This is a genomic window from Listeria grandensis FSL F6-0971 (assembly GCF_000525835.1).
Lineage (GTDB): Bacteria > Bacillota > Bacilli > Lactobacillales > Listeriaceae > Listeria_A > Listeria_A grandensis.
Window position 1 is genome coordinate 1 of record NZ_AODD01000024.1, and the last position, 24823, is coordinate 24823.

Here is a 24823-nt window from a genome sequence, read left to right on the forward strand (position 1 = left end):
TACGTTATCTAATGTTCCTTGATCCACGTCTGGTTTTAACGCTCCTGACGCCACATCTTCATCTTTAAATAGATCCTTCAACGCACCTTCCGCTGCTTCCTGACGCTCTTTTTCTGCTTGTTCTGCCGCTAATTTATCGTTCAATAAATCTTGCGCTGTATCCAAATCTGCTTGTAGCTCTGCTTTCTTGTCTTCATCTGTGATCGCGTCGATTAAATCTTGTACGTTATCTAATGTTCCTTGATCCACGTCTGGTTTTAACGCTCCTGACGCCACATCTTCATCTTTAAATAGATCCTTCAACGCACCTTCCGCTGCTTCCTGACGCTCTTTTTCTGCTTGTTCTGCCGCTAATTTATCGTTCAATAAATCTTGCGCTGTATCCAAATCTGCTTGTAGCTCTGCTTTCTTGTCCTCGTCCTCTAGGGCATCAATCAATATTTGAACATCGTCTAATACATTTTGGTCTGTGTCAGGTTTCAGCATACCAGTTTCCACATCGTTATCTGCAAAAACTGCTACTAGTGCCTCCTCCGCGGCTACTTGGCGCGCCATTTCATCATCATAATCTTTTTGAACTTGTGCATCAGTCTTCACAACATTAATGTTCTTAGCACTGACTAACGTTTGTGCCTTATCAGCTACTGTAGCATCTGGTGAAGCCAGACTAACAAATAGTTTAGAAATATCATCTGTTGCAGTAAATGTAATTGTTATATTAGAATCTGTCGTATCCCCTATTTTATCATTAGCTACTGTTTTGGATACTTCATCTATCACAACATTTATTTTTATCTGTAATTCCCATTTTTGTTAAAGAATCACCAAAATCTGATGCTGCTACTGAACCAATCCTTGTATATAAGTCAAACGTAAGAACATATTCCTTCCCTGGTACCGTCTTAAGCTCTGTTGATAATACATTCTCCTGCTCATCTTCAACACCTACTCGGTAGTGACTAACTGTCATATCACTGCTATCCGAGTAGAAAAATAAGTTAGGTCTATCTTCAAGAAACAAAGAGCTCCCACCAACAAGCCCCTTCTCACCCTCGTCATTTGTCACATGATCTCCGTGTTGCATTTTCTTCCCTTCTAATGTAAAATAGCCATTTCCTGCATCTATACGTTTGCCTGTTGCCGTGTACAAATTCGGATTTGGTACGACATAACCACTATTCACTCCTTTCTGACTTGCAAACGCCTCTGCCAAAAGCACATTTAGCGGTCCCGTCACACTACTACCCAAGATACTTGTTAATGCCAATACACCCATTATTTTTTTCATTTTCATCATAATCACACTACTTCCTTTTAAATTTGCAAAAATTTGTTTTTTTAATATAATATACTTTCTATTGCGACAATATGCTTCTATTCATGTTGAGCTTCTGCTCTTACGTAATAATCCACCTTCCAGCGTCCCCTGTAATTTAAGTAGTAGTACTGCTATTTCCTAATGCTTTATGCTACCAAGGCCGCACTTATCTACGTGCATTGTTACTACACCTCCTTACCGTAAGCTCCGTTGGCTTACTCTTATACTAACAAATTTCGTCCACCACAAGTTGCTATTACAAAAAAATGACATATTTCGTCAAATTCCCAAATATATCAAAATAAAAATACGATACCTACTCTAAAAAATCCGAGTAGTATCGTATTTTAATTGATGCTAACCTTTTCGTTTCTTGCTATGGACAAATTCCCGTAACTGTAAGAAATCACGCCTCGATGGTGGCATATGGCAAACCAATACATCCGTATCCCCAGCAGTCGTTATCGGATAATCACTAAATATCAGATCACACTCAGGTTCTGGACGCTCATTCTTGAAGTCCTCACAAAAAACAATTTTATCCTCAGAGTAATATTTACGAATTTGGGATTTCAAAAAAAACTTCCCAAAAATAGCCGTTTTTTGCAACTACCCGCACATGTAATCTATGTCCTTCCTCTTCATTTAGCAATACAAAGGTATACAAATCATGAATATAGGAAGCAATAACATCTTTATTATTCCTAATATATGTGTAGCCTGGATGCCTCTCGTATTTAGCAAGCACTGCTAGTATCCGATCCATGTCTACTGTTTTTGGTAATTTTTGTTGCGTAAAATGGTCCACATCCATAATTAAATGCTTTTTTTCTACAAACGTAAAGTGTGTTAAATAGTCCAGTGTCACCACGGTTACTTGGTCAGGGTCCTTCACACGACTACGAATAATATCTGAAAGTTCATTTCCTAATTGATAGCGCTCATTCCGATATTTTTTATGGTATGCCATCCGAAAATCAATTCTCGAATGATCTGTATAAGAAAAGGAGCCCAATGAACAGAGTAACAAAATCAAATGGCGCTCTACCTTACTTAGTGGTTGACCTAAGTCTTTTTCCAAATCACCAAAATCAAGATGTGTCGCATCATAATAACTCTCCAAATCCTCCATATAATCCCTCTCATCGGTCAAATCGGCCAAATAACCTTGCTTAATTCGGGTCAATGATACACCAATGGCAATCGCATAATCGACGCGTGCCGTCAGCGAGAAAGAAATATCCAAATGATCCTCCAATTTCCGAATAAATCGGTCCATGCTTTCATAATCAAAATCTTCAATAACCCAACCACTGTGTGGATAACTTTTACTAAATAGGTGGAAAAAATAAAACCGAATATTCATCTCATTTCCCAATATTTGAAGCGGTGAATTATCCAAAATCAATCGACTATTGGCAAGAAAAGTATCTGCTTCTTTCAGTTTATTATAAAAACTTGTCATCCCGATGTACGTTCTTGCCGTCCATTCCGCCGGCGTCAACTTCTCATCCTTAAAAATCGATAAACTTAATGTAAAAAGGTCGCTGGTTGCTATCATATACGCTGTTAAATAATCAAAATTCACACTTGGTGCTGTTACCAATACATATTTCTTATCCTTATCATAAATATGCCCAATTTGCTCGGGGAATATGGAATTTATGACCTCAATATCCGCCTTCATCGTATTTAAAGAACACCCTGCTAACTCCGCTAGTTCACGCTTAGCTAACGGTTCTTCTGATAAAAATAAAATATTTAATAGTACCAATCGCCGATACGCAGATGCTGAAACAACACTTTTCATTAACTACCCCTCCTCATGCATTCTTCGCGAGAATAAATGTATCAGATTATTATCTTGATGTCAAAAGATTACCTAGTAAAACCTCTATCTTTGTTTTATTCATACCCCAATACAATTAAAAAAAAAAACAGACCAAACAGTATGTTATCTAATACCACTTGATCTATAAATCATTGTCGCTCATTTCACCCAAAATTATCAAACAGTTTAACATTTATGCAGATAAAAAAGATCCAAGCTTCAGATTTCCTAACTCGTACCATGGTGTCCGATCCCAACAATTGATTCATTTGCTACATATTCTTAACTCTCTTCCAGTTCATCTTTCATTCCAACATCCCATAAAACATCTCCATCGCACGCTTGTTGTATGCCACGTAATCAAATCGCTTATTTGGCGTGCCCTCATCCATAACGCGTAACATTTCCTCAGCCAAACTCGCCACTCCATTTGGGATCAATAAGCCATAGCCATCCTCCAAAATGCTACGCGAGCCCGGAATATCTGTCGCCACAATCGCTTTTTGCAAGATAAGTGCTTCTAGTAGAACCATCGGCTGCCCCTCGTGGTTAGATGGTAAAATGAATGCATCACAATATTTTAAAATCGGGAATGGATTGACAACCTGCCCGAGAAGTACCACGTGTTTCTCCAAGCCTAATGTTACGATTTCCTCGGCTAATTCTTCTTTCAGCTCCCCATTTCCAATCACCAGTAGCCGCGCGTCATCTCGCTTTTTGACAACGTCCGCGAACGCTGCCATCAATTGCTTTTGGTTCTTTTCAGGAGAAAGTCGCCCTATCGTCAAAAAATAAAACGCGCCCTCATCCAATTGGACGTCCATCTGCTCCTCTGACGCTGCAAGCACCCCCTCATAATCCAGCGAATTATGCACAAAAACCATTTTTTCTGCGCTATTCTCTACTAAATGCCGTAATTTCGCTTCGTTCAAATCCCGCGTATGCTCCGCCACCGAAACGATTTTATCAAAATAATTATACAACAGGAAAATCACATTTAAATCCACGCGATGTTTGTAGTCCACGCCTAATTTTTTACGGTACTCCTGCATCATCTCGTTATGCTGATAAATCAATTTGCGTTCTGCGCCAGATGTCGCAAGCAACAAGGTCCAGTACTTAAAATAACCATCGAAATCAATCGCAATATCAATCTTTGTTTGCCCTAAAATACGACGTAATTCGCGCTCATATAACTGTTTCACCTCCTCTTCTAAAAAACCATCGGGACCAAACTCGATATATAATTCGTGGCTTGCCGTGAAAAGTCGTTCTTCCGCTTTGCTCTCATCCGCAGTTCGCAACATCCCGCCAACAACTGTTAGCCGCAAAACATGTGGATCCAATTTTTCAAAATTCCGTTTACAGTCATCGTGCAGCCTCTCCGTATCGATCACAATGACACGGTAGCGTTCATAATCCAAATTATGCAGCAAATTAATCGCCGACGTCGTAATCCCATTATTCTTAAAACCACCGCAATACATTAAAATCGTCTTTTTCGCATTGTTAGCTTGTTTCGGCGACAATAAATTACCCGTCCATTCTTTCGTCGAAATCACCACTCCTGACATAACTTCTCGCAAATTAAGCGGTAGCATCTCATCTGTCACAATATAATCCGCGTGAAGCAAACTCCGCACTAATAAAGGCTCTAAAACCTCACCTTGATAAAAATGAATATACGTTTGCTCGTCCTTTTTGATAAAATAATTTGGCATCGCGCGCTCAGACACAACGTACGCCGCGCTTGCCAAAGCTCTATCGCTCACAGGCTCTAGTGATGTATCTGCAAAAGCCGGATGCCCCATTATATCATTTATAAAAACCTCACGATCCGACACAATGACGACGCTATTTTTTCGAATCGGTTCTTGGGAATAGTATTTCAAATAACGCTCTCCCATCTGAATCCGCCTCCTCACATTTCTTAAAATATTCCCGTTCTGTTTTTTTCCAAACGAAAAGGGCAACTAGTCGCAAAACTAACTCCCCTTTTCAAGACCTATTATTGTAGTAGTGATTGTCCAAAATATTCTCCTGCTTGAATCCCGCCCTGACAGGCAAATAACGCATTGCCAATCGGGATCGTATATTCGTTTAGCTTGTCCATTTTTCCCATCACGTGAAGCATTGGTAAGTACTGCGTTTCTGGATTCTGCGTGAAACAGATGAATAGCAAACCTGCTTCGAGACGACCTGTTTTCGCGTCTACACCAGAAGTATAAGAATAAGCACGGCGGTGCATCTGTTGCTTCGTGTCCTTCGCCAAGCGTACGTGGCATCGGTAGGCAACTTTGCCGGATTCACCTTATCGTGCTCCTTTTTCTTCCCATAAGGCGCGCCAGAATGCTTGTGACGCCCGAACGTGTCTTCCTGATCCATCAGCGACGAGCGATCCCAAACCTCGAGTAGCATCTGAATTTTGCGGTAGCCAAGATACGAACCGTTCTTCATCCACGCTGGCTCATCCGCCGCCGCCCAAACAACATCTGCAAAACCTTGTTTCGAAGCATGGTCGACATTCGCCGTTCCGTCCTTAAAACCAAACAGATTGCGTGGTGTCTCCCCTTCTGGAGAGCGAATGAAGCCTTCCTCCAACCAGCGCACCGTCGCCACTCCCGTCGCTAACCGGATGAAATTCCTGACTCCATGGAACGCGACCTGCTGATCATCCGCACAAACCTGCATGCAAAGATCCCCATCACTATACGCCGCATCCAAACTATCATGCGCCATGTGCGGCACAGTCACTAAATGTTTCGGACGCTTCGCATTCACGCCAAAACGATCCCGTCCATTTTTCATAAAGAAGCTCGCGCCATATCCAATTGTCACCGTCAGATTTCCCGTACCAAGACCGTCCGCTTCACCCGTATCACTCGGCGGTAACATGTCATTATCCGCATCACTAAGCGCACCACCACTCGCCGTCAAGTCAGCAAACTTCGTCCACTTTTTAAAAAGCGCAATCACATCCGCCTTGCTCTCCGTCTCCAGATCAAAGCTCGCCAAATAGCAATACGTCTGCTGCTCCGTAATAATCCCAGCCTGCGTCTTCCCATAAAACGGCACGCCCTCATCAGCCTGCGCCGTCTCCTTGTCAAACACCTTATCGACCTGATCCACCACGCTCAAAATACCGCCAAGACCAGTCGCCCCGATCGCGATTCCCGTCCCAGCCACAGCCGACATTTTCAACATTTCTCGTCGCGTCATTCCGTCCTTTTTCGAAAGATCCTTTTGGCTATCCGTTTTATTCTTCATCTGACTTTTTCAGCTCCGTTTATTAAAAGATTTTCCCCGTCTGTGCCATCAACTCCGACAAATGACTCAACTGATTACTAATCTCACGAATCTGCTCCGGCGTCAGCTTCTCATACGACACATAATTCCCGTCCGTATTATACTTCGCAAGCGTATCCTCCATCTTCACAAACGCGTCATCAATTTGTTGCGTCAAATTCTTATCATTTGCGTTCAGCGCTGGAATAATCGCTTGATAAACGACCTTCGAACCCTCCACATTCGCCGCCAAATCCACTAAATCCGTATGCGAATAAGCTTCCTCTTCCCCCGTAATCTTCGTGGTTGCCGCTTCATTCAAAAGTTCCATCGCGCCCGCCACCATCGGTTTAGGCTCCAATTTCAACTTGCCAACTTCCTTCTGCAATGCCAAGCTATCCGTCCTCAACTGATCTGCATATTTATCCATCCCAGTAAGCGTATTATCCGCCCACATCGCCTTCTCAATTCTATGGAAACCAGTCCAGTCCGCCCCATCTTCCACATCATTAACACGCGCGTCAATCTTCGGATCTAAATCCCCAAAACTCTCCGCAATCGGCTCAATACGCTCATAATAAACACGCGACTTCGAGTAATATTCCTTCGCCTTCGCCATATCTCCAGTCTTCACAGCATCCGTAAAGATTTTCGTATCCGCTACAAAAGCACCCGTTTGTTCCACCACATATTTCGAATAATTATCCACCGCTTTGTCCAATACTTCCGATGTCTTCGCCTTCGTTTCCTTCGCGTTCCCAACAGCATCAAGCGACGTCTTCAAACCAGCCGCATTCGTTGCCAGTTCCGCATAATCCAATTTATCACGCTTCGACATATAGAAAATCGGCGTCTCAAACTTCTCCACATCCGTATACTGAATCGGGTACAAATCACGCACATTGTTCTCAAAAGCCAACCAATGTTTATGCATCGCCGCCGCGCTCGCCTTCAAGTCCGCGTCATTTTTCGCCGTAATATTCTTCTCTACGGTCGCCAACTCATCCTGCATCTGTTTCACCTCTTTTTTCACAGCCGTTGCTTGTTTACTCTCCGTCTGCTCCTTTTTCGCGTCCGTTTTCACACTATCATCACTCGCCGCGTCCGAATTACACGCCGCAAGCACTACTGTCACCGCGAATACCGACATAAACAACATACCTAATTTTTTCATCCACTTACTCCCTTACTCGGCCAACTGTTTCATAGCCCGTTTTTTTAAACCTGATCTTACTAAAATAAACAGTGCCACCACCACAAAAATCAGCTGCGGCAAAATACTGTACCACGATGGATAAATGCTGAGCGCTGGAATCGATGGCAAATAATCCTGCACCGTCGCTGGAATCACGCCTGCCAGTTGCAAACTATGAATCCCCGACCCCATAAATTTAAAGCACAGATAAAACACGATCGCAGCAGAAATCATGAAAAACGGTTTCAGCGGTATGTGCACGCTAAATTTCAACATCACGACCGCAATCACAAGCAGAACGCCCAGCCCAACTAGAATTCCCGTGACCAATTCCGTTGTCGACATCCGCCCAACCATACCGATCAAAAAAATCACCGTTTCCAATCCTTCTCTTAAAATCGCCAAAAATGCCAAAATAGCGAACGAAATCATTTTTCCATTCGAGATCGCTTCATCACTTTTCGATGCCATGTAATTATTCCATTTTGCCATGTCCGAGTTACTATGTAGCCAATAACTCACATAAAGCATCATCAAGCTTGCAATCACGCCAGTCCATCCATTAATCAGCGTACTATTATTTCCAAAAGCAAGCGTCGATAGCCAAATCGCTACGATCAGACCGAGAACAAGGCTCGTCAATAGCCCAACCACCGTGCCACCGACAATCCAGCGCCTAGCGTTCGGCGTTTTTGCGCGCTTCGCAAATGTCAGTAGCGTCGCCACAATCAAAAGCGCCTCTAAGCCCTCACGAAATGGTATCAGTGCCGCATCAAACCAAGTATATGTAACGTTCGCAAACGGTTTTAGCGTATCCTCCATGCCATCCAGAACGTCTGCCGTGCGCGCCTGATTTGTAGGATCTTGCACATAAGCCGCGAGCAACATCAAATCGCGCTCCATGTTATCGTACGCGACTTGCGACTGGCTGACCACATCGCCTTCCACCGAAAGCCACTGCTTCTGCAAATCCTGCACTTGCTGATCCGCCGCACCCCAGTCCTCATTTTTCACGAATTCACGCGTCTCGCCCAGCTTCTTAATATAACTCGCAAGCGTAATCTTCGTCTTCCCATCGTTGTCCGTATACGTCCCGTCCCGATAATCCCGAAGTAGCCCATCCAGCGTATGCAAACCTTCCGTCCCAGCTTTCGCCTCCCCATTCAAAATCGCGAGCGTGATTACCGCCACCTGCCGATCCATCTGTTGCGCCAAATCATAAGACTTCCCTTTCACATCCTGCTTACTCCGCGTCCACCACAACTTCCCATCCCGAAAAGCCTCTTTTGCCTGTACAAAATCCGATTTTTCAAGCGCCGTAAGCGTTTTTGTCACAGCCTTCTCCGGCACCGAAACATCCGGCTTTCCCGCTGCACTAGCATCACTTGGAAAAAGTAGCACACCAAAACAAAGCAGCAAAGCCATCCAAACTCGCGATTTCAAGAGCTCATCCCCTCTCAATTGAAAATGATTATCATTATCATATAACTACATCCCAAAAAAAGTCAATCCAAAATAGAAAACAATTGACAACAGCTCTAATCAGACGTACAATCAATTGATAATGATAATCAATCCCATTTGAGAAAAAATCAGATTAAAAGGAGGTACATAGAAATGGCACTAGGACCAGCAAGTATCGTACTTATTGTCGGCGCCGCCCTCGTTATTTTCGGGCCAAAAAAATTACCAGAACTCGGCCGAGCAGCTGGAGATACGTTGCGCGAATTCAAGAACGCAACCAAAGGCATGATGGATGAACACAAAGAAACACCGATCGAAGAACCAAAAGAAGAAAAGGAACTAACTAAATGACTGACCGTCCAATGGCACTCACCAAGCATTTGCAAGAATTACTCGCAAGGCTTATTTTCGTGTTCATCGCCTTTTTTACCGCCTTCATTGTTGGGATGCTTGTGGCCAAACCACTCATCCTGTTCCTACAAAAAGACAAGATGCCCGTCACGATCACCATGAACGTTTTCAAAGTTACCGATGCCTTCTCGATCTACATGCAATTCGCGTTTGTGATCGCCCTCACTCTCATCGCACCATTTGCATTATACCAACTCTGGGCGTTCATCAAACCCGGCCTTTACCGACACGAACAGCGAGCCACATTGCGCTACATCCCAGTTATCTGCCTCCTGTTTCTGATTGGCGTCGCCTTCTCCTATTTCGTCGTTTTCCCATTCGTTCTCACATTCATGCTCGAATTCGGCGAACAACTCGGCGTCCAAAACACAATCGGCTTAACAACCTACTTCCAGTTCATGCTCCAAACAATACTGCCATTCGGTGCACTCTTCCAGATGCCACTGCTCATCGCATTTCTAACACGCCTATCACTCGTCAATCCAATCATCATGCGTCGCTTTCGTAAATACGCTTACTTCATCCTGCTCGTCATCGCTGGCCTCATCACACCACCAGAACTACTCTCCCACCTGCTCGTGACGCTACCGCTCATCCTCCTTTACGAGTGCAGCATCATCATCTCCAGCCTTACATATCAAAAAATGCACGCAAAAACAACCTGAAAAAGTGGACCGCTAAATCCAGATTTTCAAGTTGTTTTTTTGTCTAACTCTAGGCTACTTTGGTAAAACCGTACCTTTCGTTTTCGTAATTTTTGTGCCACTCGCATTTGTTGCCTTTACCACAAAATGACTGCCCACGCTTTGAAGGGCATCTACTCCACCTAAACTAGATGAAGTTCTCACTGTATCACCCACTTTTAGCGCCAGAACACCCGTTTCCCAGCTCCCGCCATCATCAACACGTACATTTACTACAGTTCCTGCGCCATCCCCTTCGTTTTTATGAAAAACACTCACAAAAACGGTTGCTTTCGGTGTAGCTTTCCCCGATATTTTTGTACTCCCTTTATAAAGACCTGATGTTATTATTGGTGCTAATATATCTTTAGCCTCGCCAATCTCTACCTCAGTCACTTCACTTTCTTTCCCATTCCTCGCTTAACTGATAAACAGTTTACTGCCTTTTGGCTGTTTTGGAATCGTAACTTCAAAAAAACCACCTGTAGGGATTGTAGCTGACCCAAGCTCACTTCCGCTGCTCGTTCTAATACTAACTTTGGCTCCCGCACTTCCCAATCCAGTCACCTTCGTACTATTATTATTTAAGTCATTAATAAATATAGGCGCTCCCATTCCTACCGTATACGTTTGTGTCTCTATCATTTCCACACCTAAAGTAGCTCTGATTTGTATTTTTTGCCCTTCTTTTAACAATCCACGTTCCACTTCCCATCATTTCCTGCATACTTTGTCGTCATTAATTAGCCATCAATAAATAATTCAATTTTCGTTCCTGGTATAGCGCGACCGGAGATAGATTCCTTCCATGCCTTTAATGGTGATGTGATGTGAACATACAGCTCGTCCGTTTTCATGAGTGTAAATAAGCTCTGGCTGGGTTGTATTGTGTTCTCAGTCGCTTTAGCTTGAGGTGTTTCAGGTGCTAACCACAGCGTCCCTTCTAACGACGCAACCGTCATTCCAATTATGAGTGATATTTTAAATATTCTTTTCTCCATTTTCATAACCTCCTTTTTATTCTATTTGATACTTGTAATCCCATTTAATATGTAGATAAATTAACAATTTTAATTAGCTAATCCCTTGTTAGATAACGCTTCCTTTTTTGCGGATATAAAAATAAGAAAGCCGATAGCTACTCTCTTTTTCCCAAATGGGCTAACTACCCATATCGAAAGAAAAGTACATCGACTTTCTTCAGCCTATTTATCCTCAGCCTTACGCCGATACCAAAAATAAAACATCGCAAGCGGCCACCAAAGCACTGCGAAAATCGGGAAAATACACCATAAAACGTCTGGTGAATACATCACATTCACGACAACAAACAAAATAATCAACAACGCCGATCCCCATATCGAAAATCCTAAGTTCACTTTCGCTAGTTCCCGCTGTTTCTTCGTATTCGGCTTAGCCACTTCAAGTTCCGTGATAATCTCATCGATATCACCAAACTCAATAATCGCCTTGTTCACCGCGTCCTCTTCTGACTTACCTTCCTCCATCAAGTCCGCCACTTTTTCCGCTAAATTATACGTAATCTCTTCCTTGACCTGCGCTGCCTGCTCGCTTTCCGGAACATTCTCAAATAGCTTCTCCACAAATTCTGTTATCCTATTCACTAATCAATCTCCTCCAAAAAAAGGTTCATAATACCCTTTATCTCTCGCCATTCCCGAGCCATCTCACTCAGATAAGCACGGCCGAGACTCGTAATCATATAATATTTTCGCTTCCCACCATGCGAGCGTTCCCCGAAATATGACTCAATCAACTGCTTCTTCTCCAACCGCTGAAATACCGCATACAGCGTCGCCTCTTTAATTTGAAAGCGATCACCCGTCCGTTCACTAATTTGCTTCGAGATTTCATAACCATAAGAATCCCCATCCGACAAAATTCGCAAAATAATCGAGTCCACATGCCCTCTTAAAATATCACTACGAATCAAAATCACCCCTCAAATTACTCTACCAGATAGAATTATAATCTCCCTTAACTTTACCACCCGAACCCCCATCTGTCAAAACTTTTTGCAACCCACAAAAATTCATGATACGCTTATAAAAAAGGAGATGTTTCCCAATGAAACTAAAACTAGACAAAACCAACTACACCATCGCAAAATTCCAACCAGATTTTCCAGTTCCGACCTGGTTCCAAACCGATAAGGCAACGTTCAAAAGCATCACTTACACCGACGAAGAATGCTCCATCATCATGCCAACCGAGCACCTTGACGCGACAGAAGCTCAATCCATAGAATCCGACTGGTTCCTCCTAAAAATCGAAGGAATCCTCGACTTCTCCCTAACCGGCATCCTACACAAAATAGCTACCCCACTCGCCGAAAAAGAAATCAGCATCTTCGCTGTCTCCACCTACAACACCGACTACATCCTCATGAAGCAAGCCAATCTAGAACTCGCGGTCACGACTCTAACAACCGCCGGCCACCAAATCACAACATAACAAAAAAACACGATTCCCTGGTTTTAGAGAATCGTGTTTTCCTATGAAATCTCGCATTCACCGCTAAATCAGCAAGGACCGAGAAATGCTTAGCTGCTAGGCAAAGGCGAGTACCGGAGCGGAATGTACGACCTGTACAAGAGGCACCGGAACGGAGCCTTTAACGACGCAGATGAGCGTTTCTCGGTCCTTTGCGCCTCTTGCGTTACTGGTTGGTGGAGGTAGCAGCAGCAAGTGTCACCGTCGTTGTTTCCTTCTTACCGTCACGATAATACTTCACTTCCATCTTATCGCCAACCTTGACATCGTTCGAATATAGAATTTGGCGTAGTGTCATCGAGTTTGTTACTTTTTTACCGTTCATTTCAACGATAACATCATATTCTTTCAAACCAGCTTTGTCAGCGGAAGAACCAGAAACGACTTGTTGTACCATCGCACCATAATCCACGCCATCTGGTAATTTCAATACTTGCTGTTGTTGCACTTCTGGAATCGTATCTACGTCACGCAATGTCACTCCAAGCGATGGACGCTCCACTTCTCCATTTTTCTCTAATTGCTCAATAATTGGCTCAACCGTATTAATTGGAATCGCAAAACCGATGCCTTCCACATTTTCCGTCGAAATCTTCATCGAATTAATACCGATAACTTGGCCTTCAATATTGACTAGCGCACCACCACTGTTCCCAGGGTTAATCGCAGCATCGGTTTGAATAACCTCAGCTTCCCAATCCTCCGTACCATCACCGTTCGTATCAACAGGCACCGTACGATTTAAACCAGAAATAATACCTTCCGTTACCGTTCCAGCAAATTCAGTTCCAAGTGGACTACCAATTGCAATCGCCGTTTCGCCGACTTTCAGCGCATCAGAATTACCAAACTCAGCAATCTTCGTCACATATTTATCACTAATCTCAAGAACCGCCAAGTCATTCCATTTGTCAGTTCCAACAAGTTTCGCTTCCGATTTCTTACCATTCGAAAACTTCACTTCTAATTTATTGGCACCTTCTACAACATGATTATTCGTCACGATGTAGGCTTTACCATTCGATTTCTTATATACAACACCAGATCCGGATGAAGCCTCTGCTTCCGCTGATGCATCTGTACTAATCGATGTTCCAGCTTGGTAATTCAAGACACTCACAACAGAATCCTGTACTTTTTCAAGCGCTTTTGTCGTGCTCGTCGTATTTTCAACGGTTACTTTTTTCGTTTCGCCGCTACCAGTAGATGTTGTGTTTGAAGTCGTGTTCGTATTATCATCATGAAGCGCGCCCCATGAGAAGCCCAGCACGATCAAAGCACCGATTAAGACACCCAGAAGCCCTGTTAAAAAGACCGCTAGCATCGTTTTCTTCTTACCTTCTTTTTTAGGTGGCTCACTACCATTTCCGCCTCCGCCAGTACGCGTTGGAGGGACCGGTGGAACAACATTATTCCCACCATCACTGTTTGTCGGCGCCGGCTTTACTTCCGGTTCACTAGCCGCAGCATCAAAGAAAGCATGCGTTGAACTCGCTTCAGCCTCTTCTTTCGTTGCCGTTGCAAATGGTTCACCTTCTGCAGAATGCACAGCTTCGACTGGGATATCACGTGCAACTTGCGGCTCAGGTGACGTATGTACCGCCGCATCCCCAGTTGGTTCAGATTTTTCGTAAGATTGTGACTCCGGTAACTTCTCAGGAGAAGCCCCACTTGCTAGTTCATCATTATGTGTTTCCAAGTCTTTGTTTTTCTCATCCATGCATTATTCATCCCTTTCCAAATTGTAGACGTGTCCATAGAGCTATTCTATACCCTAATTATGAAAAAACTATGAAATTTTATTAAAATTTTTGCTATAACTCACATTAAATCGTAAAAATGGAGGTCGGAACCTCTGGATCGGTATCAAAAAGGTCCACTTGTTCACCGACGATGATACCCTCACCAGCCAACGTTTGCGAAACTGCCATTCTCGCCAAATCCTTCATGTTGTTATCTTTGCTCAAATGCCCAAGATAAATCCGCTTCGTCGCGTCCCCAATCACTTCGCTCATCGCAATGGCAGCATCCTCATTCGAAACGTGACCTTCATCACCCAAAATACGACGCTTCACATTCCACGGATAACGCCCCATCCGTAGCATTTCCACATCATGATTGCTCTCAAAAAGGTATGCATCCGCGTTCGCAATATGCCCCTTCATGCGGTCACTTACATAGCCTGTATCCGTAATCATGACGAACTTTTTCTTTCCACTGTGAAAAATATAAAACATCGGTTCAGCCGCATCATGTGAAACACCAAATGATTCCACTTGCAGGCTCCCAAATGATTTTACCGTCTCCATGTCAAACTGAAACTTCTGCTCACTATTTATTTCACCAATCGTCGTTTCCATTGCAGCCCACGTTTTAGCATTCGCGTAAACTGGTACCTCGTAACGCCGCGCCAACACGCCAAGTCCTTTAATATGATCCACATGCTCATGCGTCACTAAAATCGCATCCACATCCGCCATACTACGTCCAACTTCGCTAAACAAATGCTCAATCTTCTTGCCACTCAAACCACAATCCACTAAAATCGTCTGATCCGCCGTCTCAATCAACGTCGCATTCCCGGAACTGCCACTTGCTAATATACTAAAGCGGAGCTGATCCGTTGCCTGACTTGCTATCTTGATTTCCTTTGCAAACATTTTTCACAAGCCCCCTTAAAATTCCATAATCTTATTGTACAACTAAAAAAGCACAAATGCACGAAAAAAGGAGATCCCCTTTGTGAATCAAGGTTCTCCTCTTTCCTAGTTTAGCTAGACAACTCCTCATTGTGCAAGCTCACTGCTGATTGCCTCTGAGTATTCGTCTGTTCATCACTCGTATTAATAACAGACCCCTCCAATCCATTCACAAGGAGGAACGTCGTCTGCTTATCGTGTTTCACTTCAAACGCCCAAACCGGCAAGTACACATCTGAACTTGGCAAACTAACCAAATTATAATAACCAAGCGTCGTATTCACAATCTTACTATTCTGTTTCAAGTCACCATGCTGATGAAGTACCTCCAGCGCATCCGTTCCTGAAATCACATCATCTTTTTCATCGAACAGCTGCGTATCACCAAGCATCGTTTGCTGATAGGAAATAACCTCATTATCCTTATTCAAATTAAACACAATCTGCCCATTCGTATTAAACAACACAGGCCGTCCATCAATTTTCTGATTAAACGTCATCTCACGCCTATCAGCATTATAACTCCAATACGTATACCGATCCCCTTCAAAAACATCACGCTTCAAAAATGGCAACAAGTCTGCACCATACTTCTCAGGATCAATTTTCACAGGTTTGGTTAGCACTGAATAAATACGCTGATCCGCATTCATAACCGAAATTTTTTGCCCTTTCAAACCATTGATATCTTTCTGCGTAAAAGCAATCGGCTCCGTGGATAAATAGGAACCTTTCTCTGGATTAGACGGAATTTTGCCATACGTAATATTTTCTGATTTCAGCTTTTCTTCCAACGTTTGACTAACAAGCGGGGTTGGTGCAGAAGACATTCTAGAATCTATGAACAACACCAATAAGAAAATATCTAAAATTAAAAAGGCGATAATAAAGATGGTTTCTGTTTTCTTCCAATCCATTACGATTCGCCTCCCACTACAGGAGTCCAAGTACCATTATACTTGTAAAACCACGCCGGCTTCAATTCCACGACACGATTGTAACTATTATTATTCTGCTCGTATCCCATCACATACCCCGGAACAATCATTTGAATATCATTGGGTTCCACTGTCTTAATTAGATTTTCGTAAACGCTCACCGAACTCGGCAACGTCACTTCTTTTGACTCCGTTGTAATTTGCGCACCTAGTTTAAAAAACGGACGCTGATATTTATACACACTTTCCGTCCCTTCCGAAACCAAGATCTGCGACATACCATCGTCATTAAACACAGGTAACCCCTGCACAAATAAGGAAAACGCCGTCGTCGAACTATCCGCTGCATAGCCCGAATAATAATAGTTTCCAGTCCAACCCCAATGATCATTAATAAAATTAAAGCTCGCCTGAATTTGCTCCGACTTCATTGCACTGCTTAGCTGCGACGTATCCCTTCGTTCCTGCGCTGGATCAACATAGGTCAACACCTTCGCATCTGGATTTATCGTCATCGAACTCGAACCATTGGTAAATGAGTTATCTTGCCCCTTCACCTTGCTACCATCACCAAATAAAGCATTTTTAAACAAGCCAATATCGATCGTCTCAATCACATACTGCTGCTGTCTCAACTTCACTGGCGCATCACTTAGAAATAAGTACTGTTTATTTTTATAAACCTCATCCACTGGCTCTAAAACAGTTTTCTGCTCCGTCAAAATTTGCTTCAACATATTCACTTGATCCTGCTGAATCGAACCTTGATAAATTTGATTATTCGAATCATTGCCGTAATAAACTGAGAACAAGCCATTTTCCGACTTGGTCAAATTAAACGTAATCCGATTAAACGAATTCAAATCAAAATTATCACCTTTCAACCTGAAAACCTGACTATAGATCGAAAGCGGTACAGCATTCGGAAAAACAAGCTCCACCGAATCATCCTGATGCATCATTTCCTGATAGCTTGCATTCATTTTATCCGTTCGTACCAATTCAGAGAAATCAAACGTCGTACCAGCTTTCACAAGTGCGTTGATCATCGTTAAATTTTGCGTCACGTAATTACTCTCATTTTGATGCAAATACACCACGGTCGGTCTAAAAACCTGTTCCGGTTGCCTTAATTTTGCAATCTGCTCTTTTTTCACCGTTTCATTATCAATGACTTCATAATCTGGCTGCACTTTCCAGAGGCTATAACTTAGGAAAACACTAATAACTACAAGAACGGTGAGGATAATACCTCTTATTTTTGTACCTTTCATTCCCAATCATCCTCCGGTAAATCATTGTATGGCAATGTAAACGAAATCGTTGTTCCTTTGCCACGGTTACGCTCGGCCCAAATCTCGCCCCCATGTGCTGTAATGACATCGCGCGCAATCGCAAGTCCTAGACCTGTTCCACCCATTTCCCGTGACCTCGCCTTATCCACACGGAAGAACCGATCAAACACTTTCGTCAAGTCCTCCTCAGGAATTCCCATACCTTCATCACTAATACTAATCTCTATCTCATCCTCACGCTTGCGCAAGTAGAAACTGATTCTGCCACCATCTGGTGAATATTTATTTGCATTCGAGATAATGTTATCCATTACCTGCATAATCTTATCCTCATCAATTTCAATAATAACCGGTTCACGCGTAAAATGACGCTTGTACGTAATATCATCCTGCTTCATCATTTCAAACCGATCAATAATATGATTAAAGAAGTCGTTAAAATTCACAAAACTCTTCTCCAAATTCGTACGACCGCTGTCCATCCGTGACAGTTTCAAGAGATCATTCACCAAGCGAATCATTCTCTCCGTCTCACTTTGCGTTACTTCTAAGAAACGTGGAGCAATCTCTTCATCACGCCAAGCCCCATCACTGAGCGCTTCTAGATAACTGCGCATACTGGTGAGTGGCGTCCTGAGCTCATGCGACACATTCGATACAAAGTCGCGACGTTCCTGATCCACTTTTTCCTGATCGGTAATATCATGCAAAACAGCAATAATCCCGTTGACAAAACCAGTTTCCCGCTGGATTACCGACAAATTAGCCCGTAATACATACGGTTCCTCAAACGTACTGCGATCCATTGTTAACGGCTCTTCTAGCTCCATCAAATCATCAAATGAATACTCTTCGGAAACTCCGAGTACGTCAATGATTGGTTTCCCATTCGCACTTTCATGGGCCGCTTTCAACATTTTCTCAGCTGGCGTATTAATCAAAATCACCTTACCGCGGCGATCCGTTGCAATCACGCCATCCGTCATATAAGAAAGTACCGACGACAACTTCCGTCGTTCCCCTTCCGTCATCGCTTGCGCCTCTTGCACCCGTTTCGTGAGCGCATTAAACGACTCCGCCAATTGCCCGATTTCATCCATGCCGTATACTTTTACCTTACGCGTATAGTTTCCACGCGCCATCGCAAAAGCCTGCCGTTTCATATCCGTAATAGGCTTCGTAATCGTTCGCGACAGTAAAATTCCCAGTATCGCCGTAATAATCATCGCGAGGAGCGTCCCAGTTATGAAAATACTCGTAATACTATCAACCTGCTCATAAACCGACTCAATATCCGTAGCCAAATAGATGGCGCCAATAACCTCTCCTTTTGAAGTAATCGGAGAAACATCCACCCAAATTTGCCGTTTTGGATTTTTCCCCATGAAGATTTTATTTTCGCCATTCCCGCTATTTATTGTATTTTTGATCATCTTATTCGTCGAAACCTGCCCAACAATACCTTGATTGTCCACATCCGACGTCCCGATGATCTTCATTTTGTTGTCCACGACTAATACATCTTCAAAATCATTACTACCACGAACGAAATCGAGCAACATAGCTTGGATGTCGCTCTCGAGTTTCGTCTGGTCATCATTCGTATATTTCAACATCTCTTCACGAACATTATATTCTAGCAAATTCACACTGTTGGTAATCGCTGTTTTAAAGTTCTTCTCCAACTGATCCTGCAATTCCCGCACAAAATAAGCGCCAATAACCTGCATCGCTACTAAAATAAGCAGTAGATAAATCATTACAAACCTAAATTGGACCGATTGAAAAAACTTCATTCTCCGCATAATCTTCTACTCCTGCTCGGGATTTCGTAAATAATAGCCTACTCCCCGTCGTGTTACAAGCCATGCTGGATGACTCGGATTATCCTCGATTTTCTCACGTAAACGACGAACAGTCACATCCACCGTACGTACATCGCCAAAATAATCATAACCCCAAACGGTCTGTAACAAATGCTCCCGCGTCATGACCTGCCCCATGTGTTTCGCTAAATAATGCAGTAATTCAAATTCACGATGAGTCAGCTCAATCGTCTCACCGCGTTTCGATGCCACATAAGCATCCGGATGAATAATAAGCGAACCTACCTCCAGTTCGCTATTTTCTTCCGCCTCTGATGTGGCATTCGCAGTTGAACTATGACGGCGTAAATTAGCTTAACACGAGCAATCAACTCTCGATTGCTAAATGGTTTTGTCACATAATCATCCGCGCCTAGTTCTAGTCCAAGTACCTTGTCAATTTCAGAATCCTTGGCCGTCACCATAATAATTGGCATATCATATTTCTTACGTACTTCACGGCACACTTCAATCCCATCGCGACCAGGTAACATAATATCTAATAAAATCAAATCAGGTTGGATTTCTTCCACAAGCTCAATCGCCTCATCACCATCATATGCGCAATAAACATCAAAGCCCTCTTTATTCAAATTAAATTTCACAATATCAGCTATCGGTTTTTCATCATCTACAACCAGAATTTTTTTCTCTGCCATATCGTTTTCAGTCCTCCCATTTATAAAATCGCAATTAAAACGATCTTCTTTTCATCTTACAGACATATCAAAGTTTTATATTATAGGTCTCAGTGTCTCACATACTCACATTGTGTGCTTACATTCTTAGATGCCATCAGTTATGTATGCACGTACTCATTATAGCATATATACTGTTGTTAGGAAAAGTTAGCGTTTTCTAACTAATAACTAATTAAAAAAGGAACCCATATTATAGCCATATTGTTAAATTCCGCTTGAATAACCTCACAAAAAAAGTTAACTAGCGCTGAGACTAGTAACTCTTTATTATTCCTATTTAATCAAAAAGCGGACTCACTGATTCATTCTTGTGTACACGAACAATTGCTTCGCCAAGTAATGGTCCCACTGATAATTGTTCAATTTTATCGATCCACTTGTCTTCTGGTAGTACAAGTGAATTGGTAACGATCAACTTCTCAATCGCTGAGTTGTTGATACGTTCTATCGCTGGCCCAGATAAGACGGGGTGCGAGCAACATGCATATACTTTCGTTGCTCCGCTCTCAATCAAAGCGTTCGCAGCAAGCGTGATCGTCCCTGCGGTATCAATAATATCATCAATTAAAATAGCTACCTTACCTTCCACATTACCCACGATGTTCATTACTTCAGCCACGTTGGGACGCGGGCGACGTTTATCAATAATGGCAATGGGCGCTTTTAAACGATCTGCCATTTTGCGGGCTCTCGTCACACCACCATGGTCTGGCGATACAACAACCAAATCTTCGTCGATATGGTGCGAGCTGAAATAGTTGGATAACAAACGAACTGCGTTCAAGTGATCAATCGGAATATCAAAGAAACCTTGAATTTGTGGTGCATGAAGGTCTAGTGTAATCATGCGTGTAGCTCCTGCTTTTTCAATCAGATTCGCTACGAGTTTTGCCGTAATCGGCTCACGGCTGCGCGCTTTACGGTCTTGACGAGCATAACCATAATACGGCATCACAATATTAATTGTTTTTGCTGAAGCTCTCTTAAGTGCATCAATCATGATCAAAAGTTCCATCAGATTTTGGTTTACTGGAAAACCAGTGGATTGTACGACATAGACATGACAACCACGGATACTTTCTTCAATATTAATCTGAATTTCGCCATCACTAAAATGGGTCACGCTGGACTTCCCTAAATTAATTCCTGCCACTTCCGCGATTTCCGCCGCTAGTGCTTGGTTGGAATTCAAAGAGAAAATTTTTAACTTCGGATCAAAATAATCGTTAGACATAATCAGCCTCCACATAGATTTTATATAATTTTTTAGTTCATAGATTGTTTTGGAGCTGTTTTTTAGAACGCACAACTCCATATGCAAAGGATCAAAAAATGCGTTCAATATCCCTTTTTGTATAAAATTTAATGTTGTTAAAACTTCTTACTTCCCAAAATTTAATTTTTTTTGCATAACCTTCTTTATTTTCCTGTTTCACACGGGAGATTGCTAAGGCATCTTCTGGCACGTCTTTTGTAACCGTCGTGCCCGCTGCAACGAACGCACGATTGCCAACTTTTACTGGTGCTACCAAATTAGAATTGCAACCAATAAAGACATCATCGCCAATAATCGTTTTCGCTTTATTTTTACCATCATAGTTTACAGCAATGGAGCCGCAACCAATGTTAACATTTTCACCAATTTCCGCGTCACCCATATAAATAAAATGCGGGATCTTCGAATTCTTGCCGATTGTCGCTTTCTTCGTTTCTACAAAATTACCGATTTTCACGCCTTCGCTGATCTCAGATTCAGGGCGCAGATGCGAATAAGGACCTACCTGTACATCATCGCCAACTTTGCTATCATAGATAGAAGAATGCCTTACTTCCACACGTTCCCCTAAAATAGCATTATCCAGTACGCTAGCTCCGGTGATCTCACAATCCGCACCAATAACTGTTTTACCGTGAATCGCCACATTCGGTCCAATGATCGTATCTTGGCCAATTTCAACGTCCACATCGATATATGTGTTAGCTGGATCAATCAAAGTTACGCCATTTCGCATGTGTTTCTCATTGATTCGGTGACGCATAATTTCTTGCGCTTCCGCCAAAGCAACGCGGTCATTAACGCCAAGCGATTCCTTCGCGTTTTCCATTCGGTAAGCTGCAACCACTTCATCTTCATCTTTTAAAATTTTGATCACGTCTGGTAAATAGTATTCACCTTGCGCATTCTCATTCGAAACTTTCGCGAGCGCCTCAAATAACGCTTGGTTATCAAAGCAATAAGTCCCTGTGTTGATTTCATTCACGCGTTGCTCTTTTTCTGAAGCATCTTTTTGCTCAACAATTTTTTCTACAATGCCAAGGTCATCACGAATAATCCGTCCATACCCAGCTGGATTGTCTAAAACAGTTGTTAAAATAGTTGCTTTCGCGCGCTTTTCATGATGGTATTTCATAAGAGCTTCCATCGTATGCCCTTGAATAAGCGGTGTATCACCGCATACAACAAGCGTTACGCCTTCTTTGTCACCTAGTACCTCTTTCGCTTGTAAAACAGCGTGGGCGGTCCCCAGTTGCTCTTCTTGCAACGCAAACACACTTCTATTTTGCAAATGGGTCTGCACTTGTTCCGCACCGTGTCCAACAATTGTCACAATTTCTTCAGGCTCAAGTTGGCTAATTTGGTCTACCACATGCTCTACCATCGGCTTCCCACATACCGGATGCAAAACCTTATAAAGCTTCGACTTCATTCTTGTACCTTGCCCAGCCGCTAACACAACCGCATATCTATTCATCATTGACAAGACCCTCCAATTATCCACTATTCTTCATAATGAATAATACCGTAAATAAAGCTTTTTTTCAAGATGTAAATGGACCGAGTAAAAATTTGTACTAATTGATGCTAGCAATCTATCATTCTCAAACAGAAGTTTAACTATGTATGAAAAGATACACCTTGCCATTTAAGACATATCTTCCTTAATCCTATCTACCACTCCTCAATTGAATTAACAAATTATTCCGTCATAATTTTGTCTAAACCCTAGAGAACCTTTTCACACAAAATAAGCAGAAAATCACGCGTCTCATTTCTTTCAGGTAGAACGTGAATTCTGCTAAACATACATAAAAAAACAACCAGCATGCCGCTGGTTGTTTGGATTATATCATTATTATTCAGCAGTGACTTCTTCTACTGCTACGTCTTCTGAAACAGCGCTAGATTCTTCTTCGCCTACGCGAACGTATTCAGCTAGCACTACCTCTTGGATTTTTCCACGAGTATCAGAATTGATTGGGTGGGCGATATCACGGAATTCACCGTCAACGCCACGTTTACTTGGCATTGCTACGAATAAACCGTTGTTGCCGTCGATGACACGAATATCATGAACAACAAATTCCTCATCTAAAGTTATAGAAGCAATAGCTCTCATTCTTCCATCAGTTTCTACACGACGTAATCTCACATCAGTTACTTGCATTATTAGTCACTCCTTATCCCATTTTGTCTTCTCATAGTTCTTCGGGTTATTTCATCTTGTTATTTGGGACAAACTTGGTTTCCCTTTAGATCCGCTATTTACAACAAGTATCCACCCAGCTCCTATAAAAAGTAGTGTTTATTCTTCATTTCCTTCTTCTTCTGTTCCGGCAGCAACCTCAGCATCCTCACTAACAACTTCGTCAGCTTCTGCATAAGCAACTAAAACAGCGTCCTGAATTTTAGCACGAGTATCCGAATTAATTGGGTGTGCGATGTCACGAAACTCTCCATCAGGAGTACGTTTACTAGGCATTGCTACAAATAATCCGTCATTACCATCAATCACGCGAATGTCGTGTACTACGAATTCACCGTCAATAGTAATTGAAGAAATAGCTTTCATTCTTCCATCAGTCTCAACTCGACGTAATCTCACATCTGTAATTTCCATTTTCTTCACCACCTTAGCTCTTGTTGACATGCTACTTGCCTGCTGGGCACGCACGCAACATCATAAAGATAACACTAGAGAATTGTTCCATCGACGTTTCTCCCATACAACAAGCAATCGTAAAAGTCACTCGTCGTTCCCAAAAAGGAAAGCCCAGAATTTTTCTCTAACAACATCATAATAAAAAAAGCTAAATTTGACAACTTTGTGACTTCGTACATAAAAATAGTGATTATAAGACATTTTTTATTGACAAAAATGAATTGTTTTAAATAACGTTTTTATTGTACACTAAATTAAACCATTATTTATATGCATCCCCTTAACCTGCATTGAAACTACACTTTCCTTATTTATTAACTTGTTTTATAAGCCTTTTCAAGATAACCAAATTTAATTATCCATCAAAATAAGACGGTTTTTTTGTGTACAAAACAACCTATGCATTCAAGCTTTTACCCATATTTTTGCACATTGTTTTTTAATCTTTTTTACAAAATAAGCGGAATTATGACAAAGCTAGCCTAACCATTATAATACATGTGAAAGATTGGTATAATACAATTTCCAGTACAATAACATACTATTAGGCAAATGATATCAGTCAATATAGGCACTAATCTCATCACAATTATGACAAACAGATTAAAAATATATGACAACCCATTTTATCTCTAAAATCTGACCTTTTGCATCAAAAAATGTATTTTTTGTCATAATCTTTA

Annotated in this window: 24 protein-coding genes and 2 pseudogenes; 3 read left to right on the forward strand and 23 right to left on the reverse strand. The window is 42.2% G+C overall.

Features of this window, described 5'->3' with window-relative positions; all coding sequences use genetic code 11:
• The 8 genes and pseudogenes from PGRAN_RS12480 to PGRAN_RS12510 form a co-directional block, all read right to left on the reverse strand.
• On the reverse strand, window positions 1–780 hold a 780-nt coding region (locus PGRAN_RS12480), incomplete at its 3' end, for a toxin Cry1Ac domain D-VI-related protein (protein WP_036067481.1).
• A complete protein-coding gene (locus PGRAN_RS12485) occupies window positions 770–1297 on the reverse strand; it encodes a hypothetical protein (RefSeq protein ID WP_036067483.1) in 528 nt (175 codons plus the stop codon). The genes PGRAN_RS12485 and PGRAN_RS12480, both read right to left, overlap by 11 nt.
• A 378-nt stretch (window positions 1298–1675) precedes the next feature.
• Complete coding sequence (locus PGRAN_RS16645) at window positions 1676–1894, reverse strand: hypothetical protein (protein WP_149024060.1); 219 nt, start codon at window positions 1892–1894, stop codon at window positions 1676–1678.
• A complete protein-coding gene (locus tag PGRAN_RS12490) occupies window positions 1875–3128 on the reverse strand; it encodes an AcpB/EbpR/MafR family transcriptional regulator (RefSeq protein WP_036067484.1) in 1254 nt (417 codons plus the stop codon). Before PGRAN_RS12490 ends, PGRAN_RS16645 begins: the two co-directional genes overlap by 20 nt.
• Window positions 3129–3454: 326 nt before the next feature.
• Complete coding sequence (locus tag PGRAN_RS12495; RefSeq protein ID WP_077914682.1) at window positions 3455–5056, reverse strand: glycosyltransferase; 1602 nt, start codon at window positions 5054–5056, stop codon at window positions 3455–3457.
• 101 nt (window positions 5057–5157) lie between these two features.
• Window positions 5158–6416 (reverse strand): annotated as a pseudogene (gene efeB, locus PGRAN_RS12500) (iron uptake transporter deferrochelatase/peroxidase subunit).
• A 22-nt stretch (window positions 6417–6438) separates the two neighbouring features.
• Window positions 6439–7608, reverse strand: a complete 1170-nt coding sequence (efeO, locus tag PGRAN_RS12505; RefSeq protein ID WP_051998633.1) for an iron uptake system protein EfeO — start codon at window positions 7606–7608, stop codon at window positions 6439–6441.
• Between the two features lie 12 nt (window positions 7609–7620).
• Window positions 7621–9054, reverse strand: a complete 1434-nt coding sequence (locus tag PGRAN_RS12510) for an FTR1 family iron permease (protein WP_036067523.1) — start codon at window positions 9052–9054, stop codon at window positions 7621–7623.
• Window positions 9055–9246: 192 nt separating this feature from the next.
• On the opposite strand from PGRAN_RS12510, the gene PGRAN_RS12515 reads away from it, so the two are divergent.
• Window positions 9247–9444, forward strand: coding sequence for a twin-arginine translocase TatA/TatE family subunit (locus tag PGRAN_RS12515; protein WP_036067486.1), 198 nt, complete (start codon window positions 9247–9249; stop codon window positions 9442–9444).
• Window positions 9441–10169 (forward strand): twin-arginine translocase subunit TatC, encoded by a 729-nt coding sequence (gene tatC / locus PGRAN_RS12520; RefSeq protein ID WP_036067488.1) that lies wholly within the window; start codon window positions 9441–9443, stop codon window positions 10167–10169. The genes PGRAN_RS12515 and tatC overlap by 4 nt, the downstream gene beginning before the upstream one ends.
• A 54-nt stretch (window positions 10170–10223) precedes the next feature.
• On the opposite strand, the gene PGRAN_RS12525 is transcribed toward tatC, so the two are convergent.
• From PGRAN_RS12525 to PGRAN_RS12545, 5 genes are all read right to left on the reverse strand, one after another.
• Window positions 10224–10583: a hypothetical protein gene (locus tag PGRAN_RS12525; protein WP_036067490.1), complete on the reverse strand. Its 360-nt coding sequence runs from the start codon at window positions 10581–10583 to the stop codon at window positions 10224–10226.
• A gap of 24 nt (window positions 10584–10607) precedes the next feature.
• Window positions 10608–10895, reverse strand: coding sequence for an Ig-like domain-containing protein (locus PGRAN_RS12530; RefSeq protein ID WP_036067491.1), 288 nt, complete (start codon window positions 10893–10895; stop codon window positions 10608–10610).
• 35 nt (window positions 10896–10930) lie between these two features.
• Window positions 10931–11188: a hypothetical protein gene (locus PGRAN_RS12535; protein WP_036067493.1), complete on the reverse strand. Its 258-nt coding sequence runs from the start codon at window positions 11186–11188 to the stop codon at window positions 10931–10933.
• Window positions 11189–11392: 204 nt separating this feature from the next.
• Window positions 11393–11812, reverse strand: a complete 420-nt coding sequence (locus PGRAN_RS12540) for a permease prefix domain 1-containing protein (protein ID WP_036067495.1) — start codon at window positions 11810–11812, stop codon at window positions 11393–11395.
• A complete protein-coding gene (locus PGRAN_RS12545) occupies window positions 11812–12141 on the reverse strand; it encodes a PadR family transcriptional regulator (RefSeq protein WP_036067525.1) in 330 nt (109 codons plus the stop codon). Before PGRAN_RS12545 ends, PGRAN_RS12540 begins: the two co-directional genes overlap by 1 nt.
• Before the next feature lie 134 nt (window positions 12142–12275).
• Between PGRAN_RS12545 and PGRAN_RS12550 the strand changes: the two genes are divergently transcribed.
• Complete coding sequence (locus PGRAN_RS12550; protein ID WP_036067497.1) at window positions 12276–12662, forward strand: ACT domain-containing protein; 387 nt, start codon at window positions 12276–12278, stop codon at window positions 12660–12662.
• Window positions 12663–12867: 205 nt separating this feature from the next.
• On the opposite strand, the gene PGRAN_RS12555 is transcribed toward PGRAN_RS12550, so the two are convergent.
• The 10 genes and pseudogenes from PGRAN_RS12555 to spoVG (PGRAN_RS12600) all read right to left on the reverse strand — a co-directional run bounded on the left by PGRAN_RS12555 (window position 12868) and on the right by spoVG (PGRAN_RS12600) (window position 24098).
• The gene (locus PGRAN_RS12555; RefSeq protein WP_036067499.1) at window positions 12868–14421 is read right to left on the reverse strand and encodes a trypsin-like peptidase domain-containing protein; all 1554 of its coding nucleotides are present in this window, start codon (window positions 14419–14421) and stop codon (window positions 12868–12870) included.
• A gap of 106 nt (window positions 14422–14527) precedes the next feature.
• On the reverse strand, window positions 14528–15361 hold the full coding sequence (locus PGRAN_RS12560) for an MBL fold metallo-hydrolase (protein WP_036067501.1): 834 nt from the start codon (window positions 15359–15361) through the stop codon (window positions 14528–14530).
• Window positions 15362–15471: 110 nt separating this feature from the next.
• Entirely contained in the window at window positions 15472–16317 is an 846-nt protein-coding gene (locus PGRAN_RS12565) for a two-component system regulatory protein YycI (protein WP_036067503.1), read from the reverse strand.
• Window positions 16317–17612, reverse strand: coding sequence for a YycH family regulatory protein (locus PGRAN_RS12570; protein ID WP_036067505.1), 1296 nt, complete (start codon window positions 17610–17612; stop codon window positions 16317–16319). The genes PGRAN_RS12565 and PGRAN_RS12570 overlap by 1 nt, the downstream gene beginning before the upstream one ends.
• Window positions 17609–19438 carry a cell wall metabolism sensor histidine kinase WalK gene (walK, locus tag PGRAN_RS12575; RefSeq protein WP_036067507.1) on the reverse strand — a complete coding sequence of 610 codons (1830 nt, stop codon included), beginning with the start codon at window positions 19436–19438 and terminating at the stop codon, window positions 17609–17611. Before walK ends, PGRAN_RS12570 begins: the two co-directional genes overlap by 4 nt.
• Window positions 19439–19444: 6 nt before the next feature.
• Window positions 19445–20157, reverse strand: a pseudogene (yycF, locus tag PGRAN_RS12580) (response regulator YycF).
• Between the two features lie 319 nt (window positions 20158–20476).
• Entirely contained in the window at window positions 20477–21433 is a 957-nt protein-coding gene (locus PGRAN_RS12585) for a ribose-phosphate diphosphokinase (RefSeq protein WP_036067509.1), read from the reverse strand.
• Window positions 21434–21524: 91 nt separating this feature from the next.
• The gene (gene glmU, locus PGRAN_RS12590) at window positions 21525–22955 is read right to left on the reverse strand and encodes a bifunctional UDP-N-acetylglucosamine diphosphorylase/glucosamine-1-phosphate N-acetyltransferase GlmU (RefSeq protein WP_051998634.1); all 1431 of its coding nucleotides are present in this window, start codon (window positions 22953–22955) and stop codon (window positions 21525–21527) included.
• Between the two features lie 378 nt (window positions 22956–23333).
• Window positions 23334–23645 carry a septation regulator SpoVG gene (spoVG, locus tag PGRAN_RS12595; RefSeq protein ID WP_036067511.1) on the reverse strand — a complete coding sequence of 104 codons (312 nt, stop codon included), beginning with the start codon at window positions 23643–23645 and terminating at the stop codon, window positions 23334–23336.
• A 138-nt stretch (window positions 23646–23783) separates the two neighbouring features.
• Window positions 23784–24098: a septation regulator SpoVG gene (gene spoVG / locus PGRAN_RS12600; protein ID WP_036067513.1), complete on the reverse strand. Its 315-nt coding sequence runs from the start codon at window positions 24096–24098 to the stop codon at window positions 23784–23786.
• Window positions 24099–24823 lie beyond the last annotated feature (725 nt).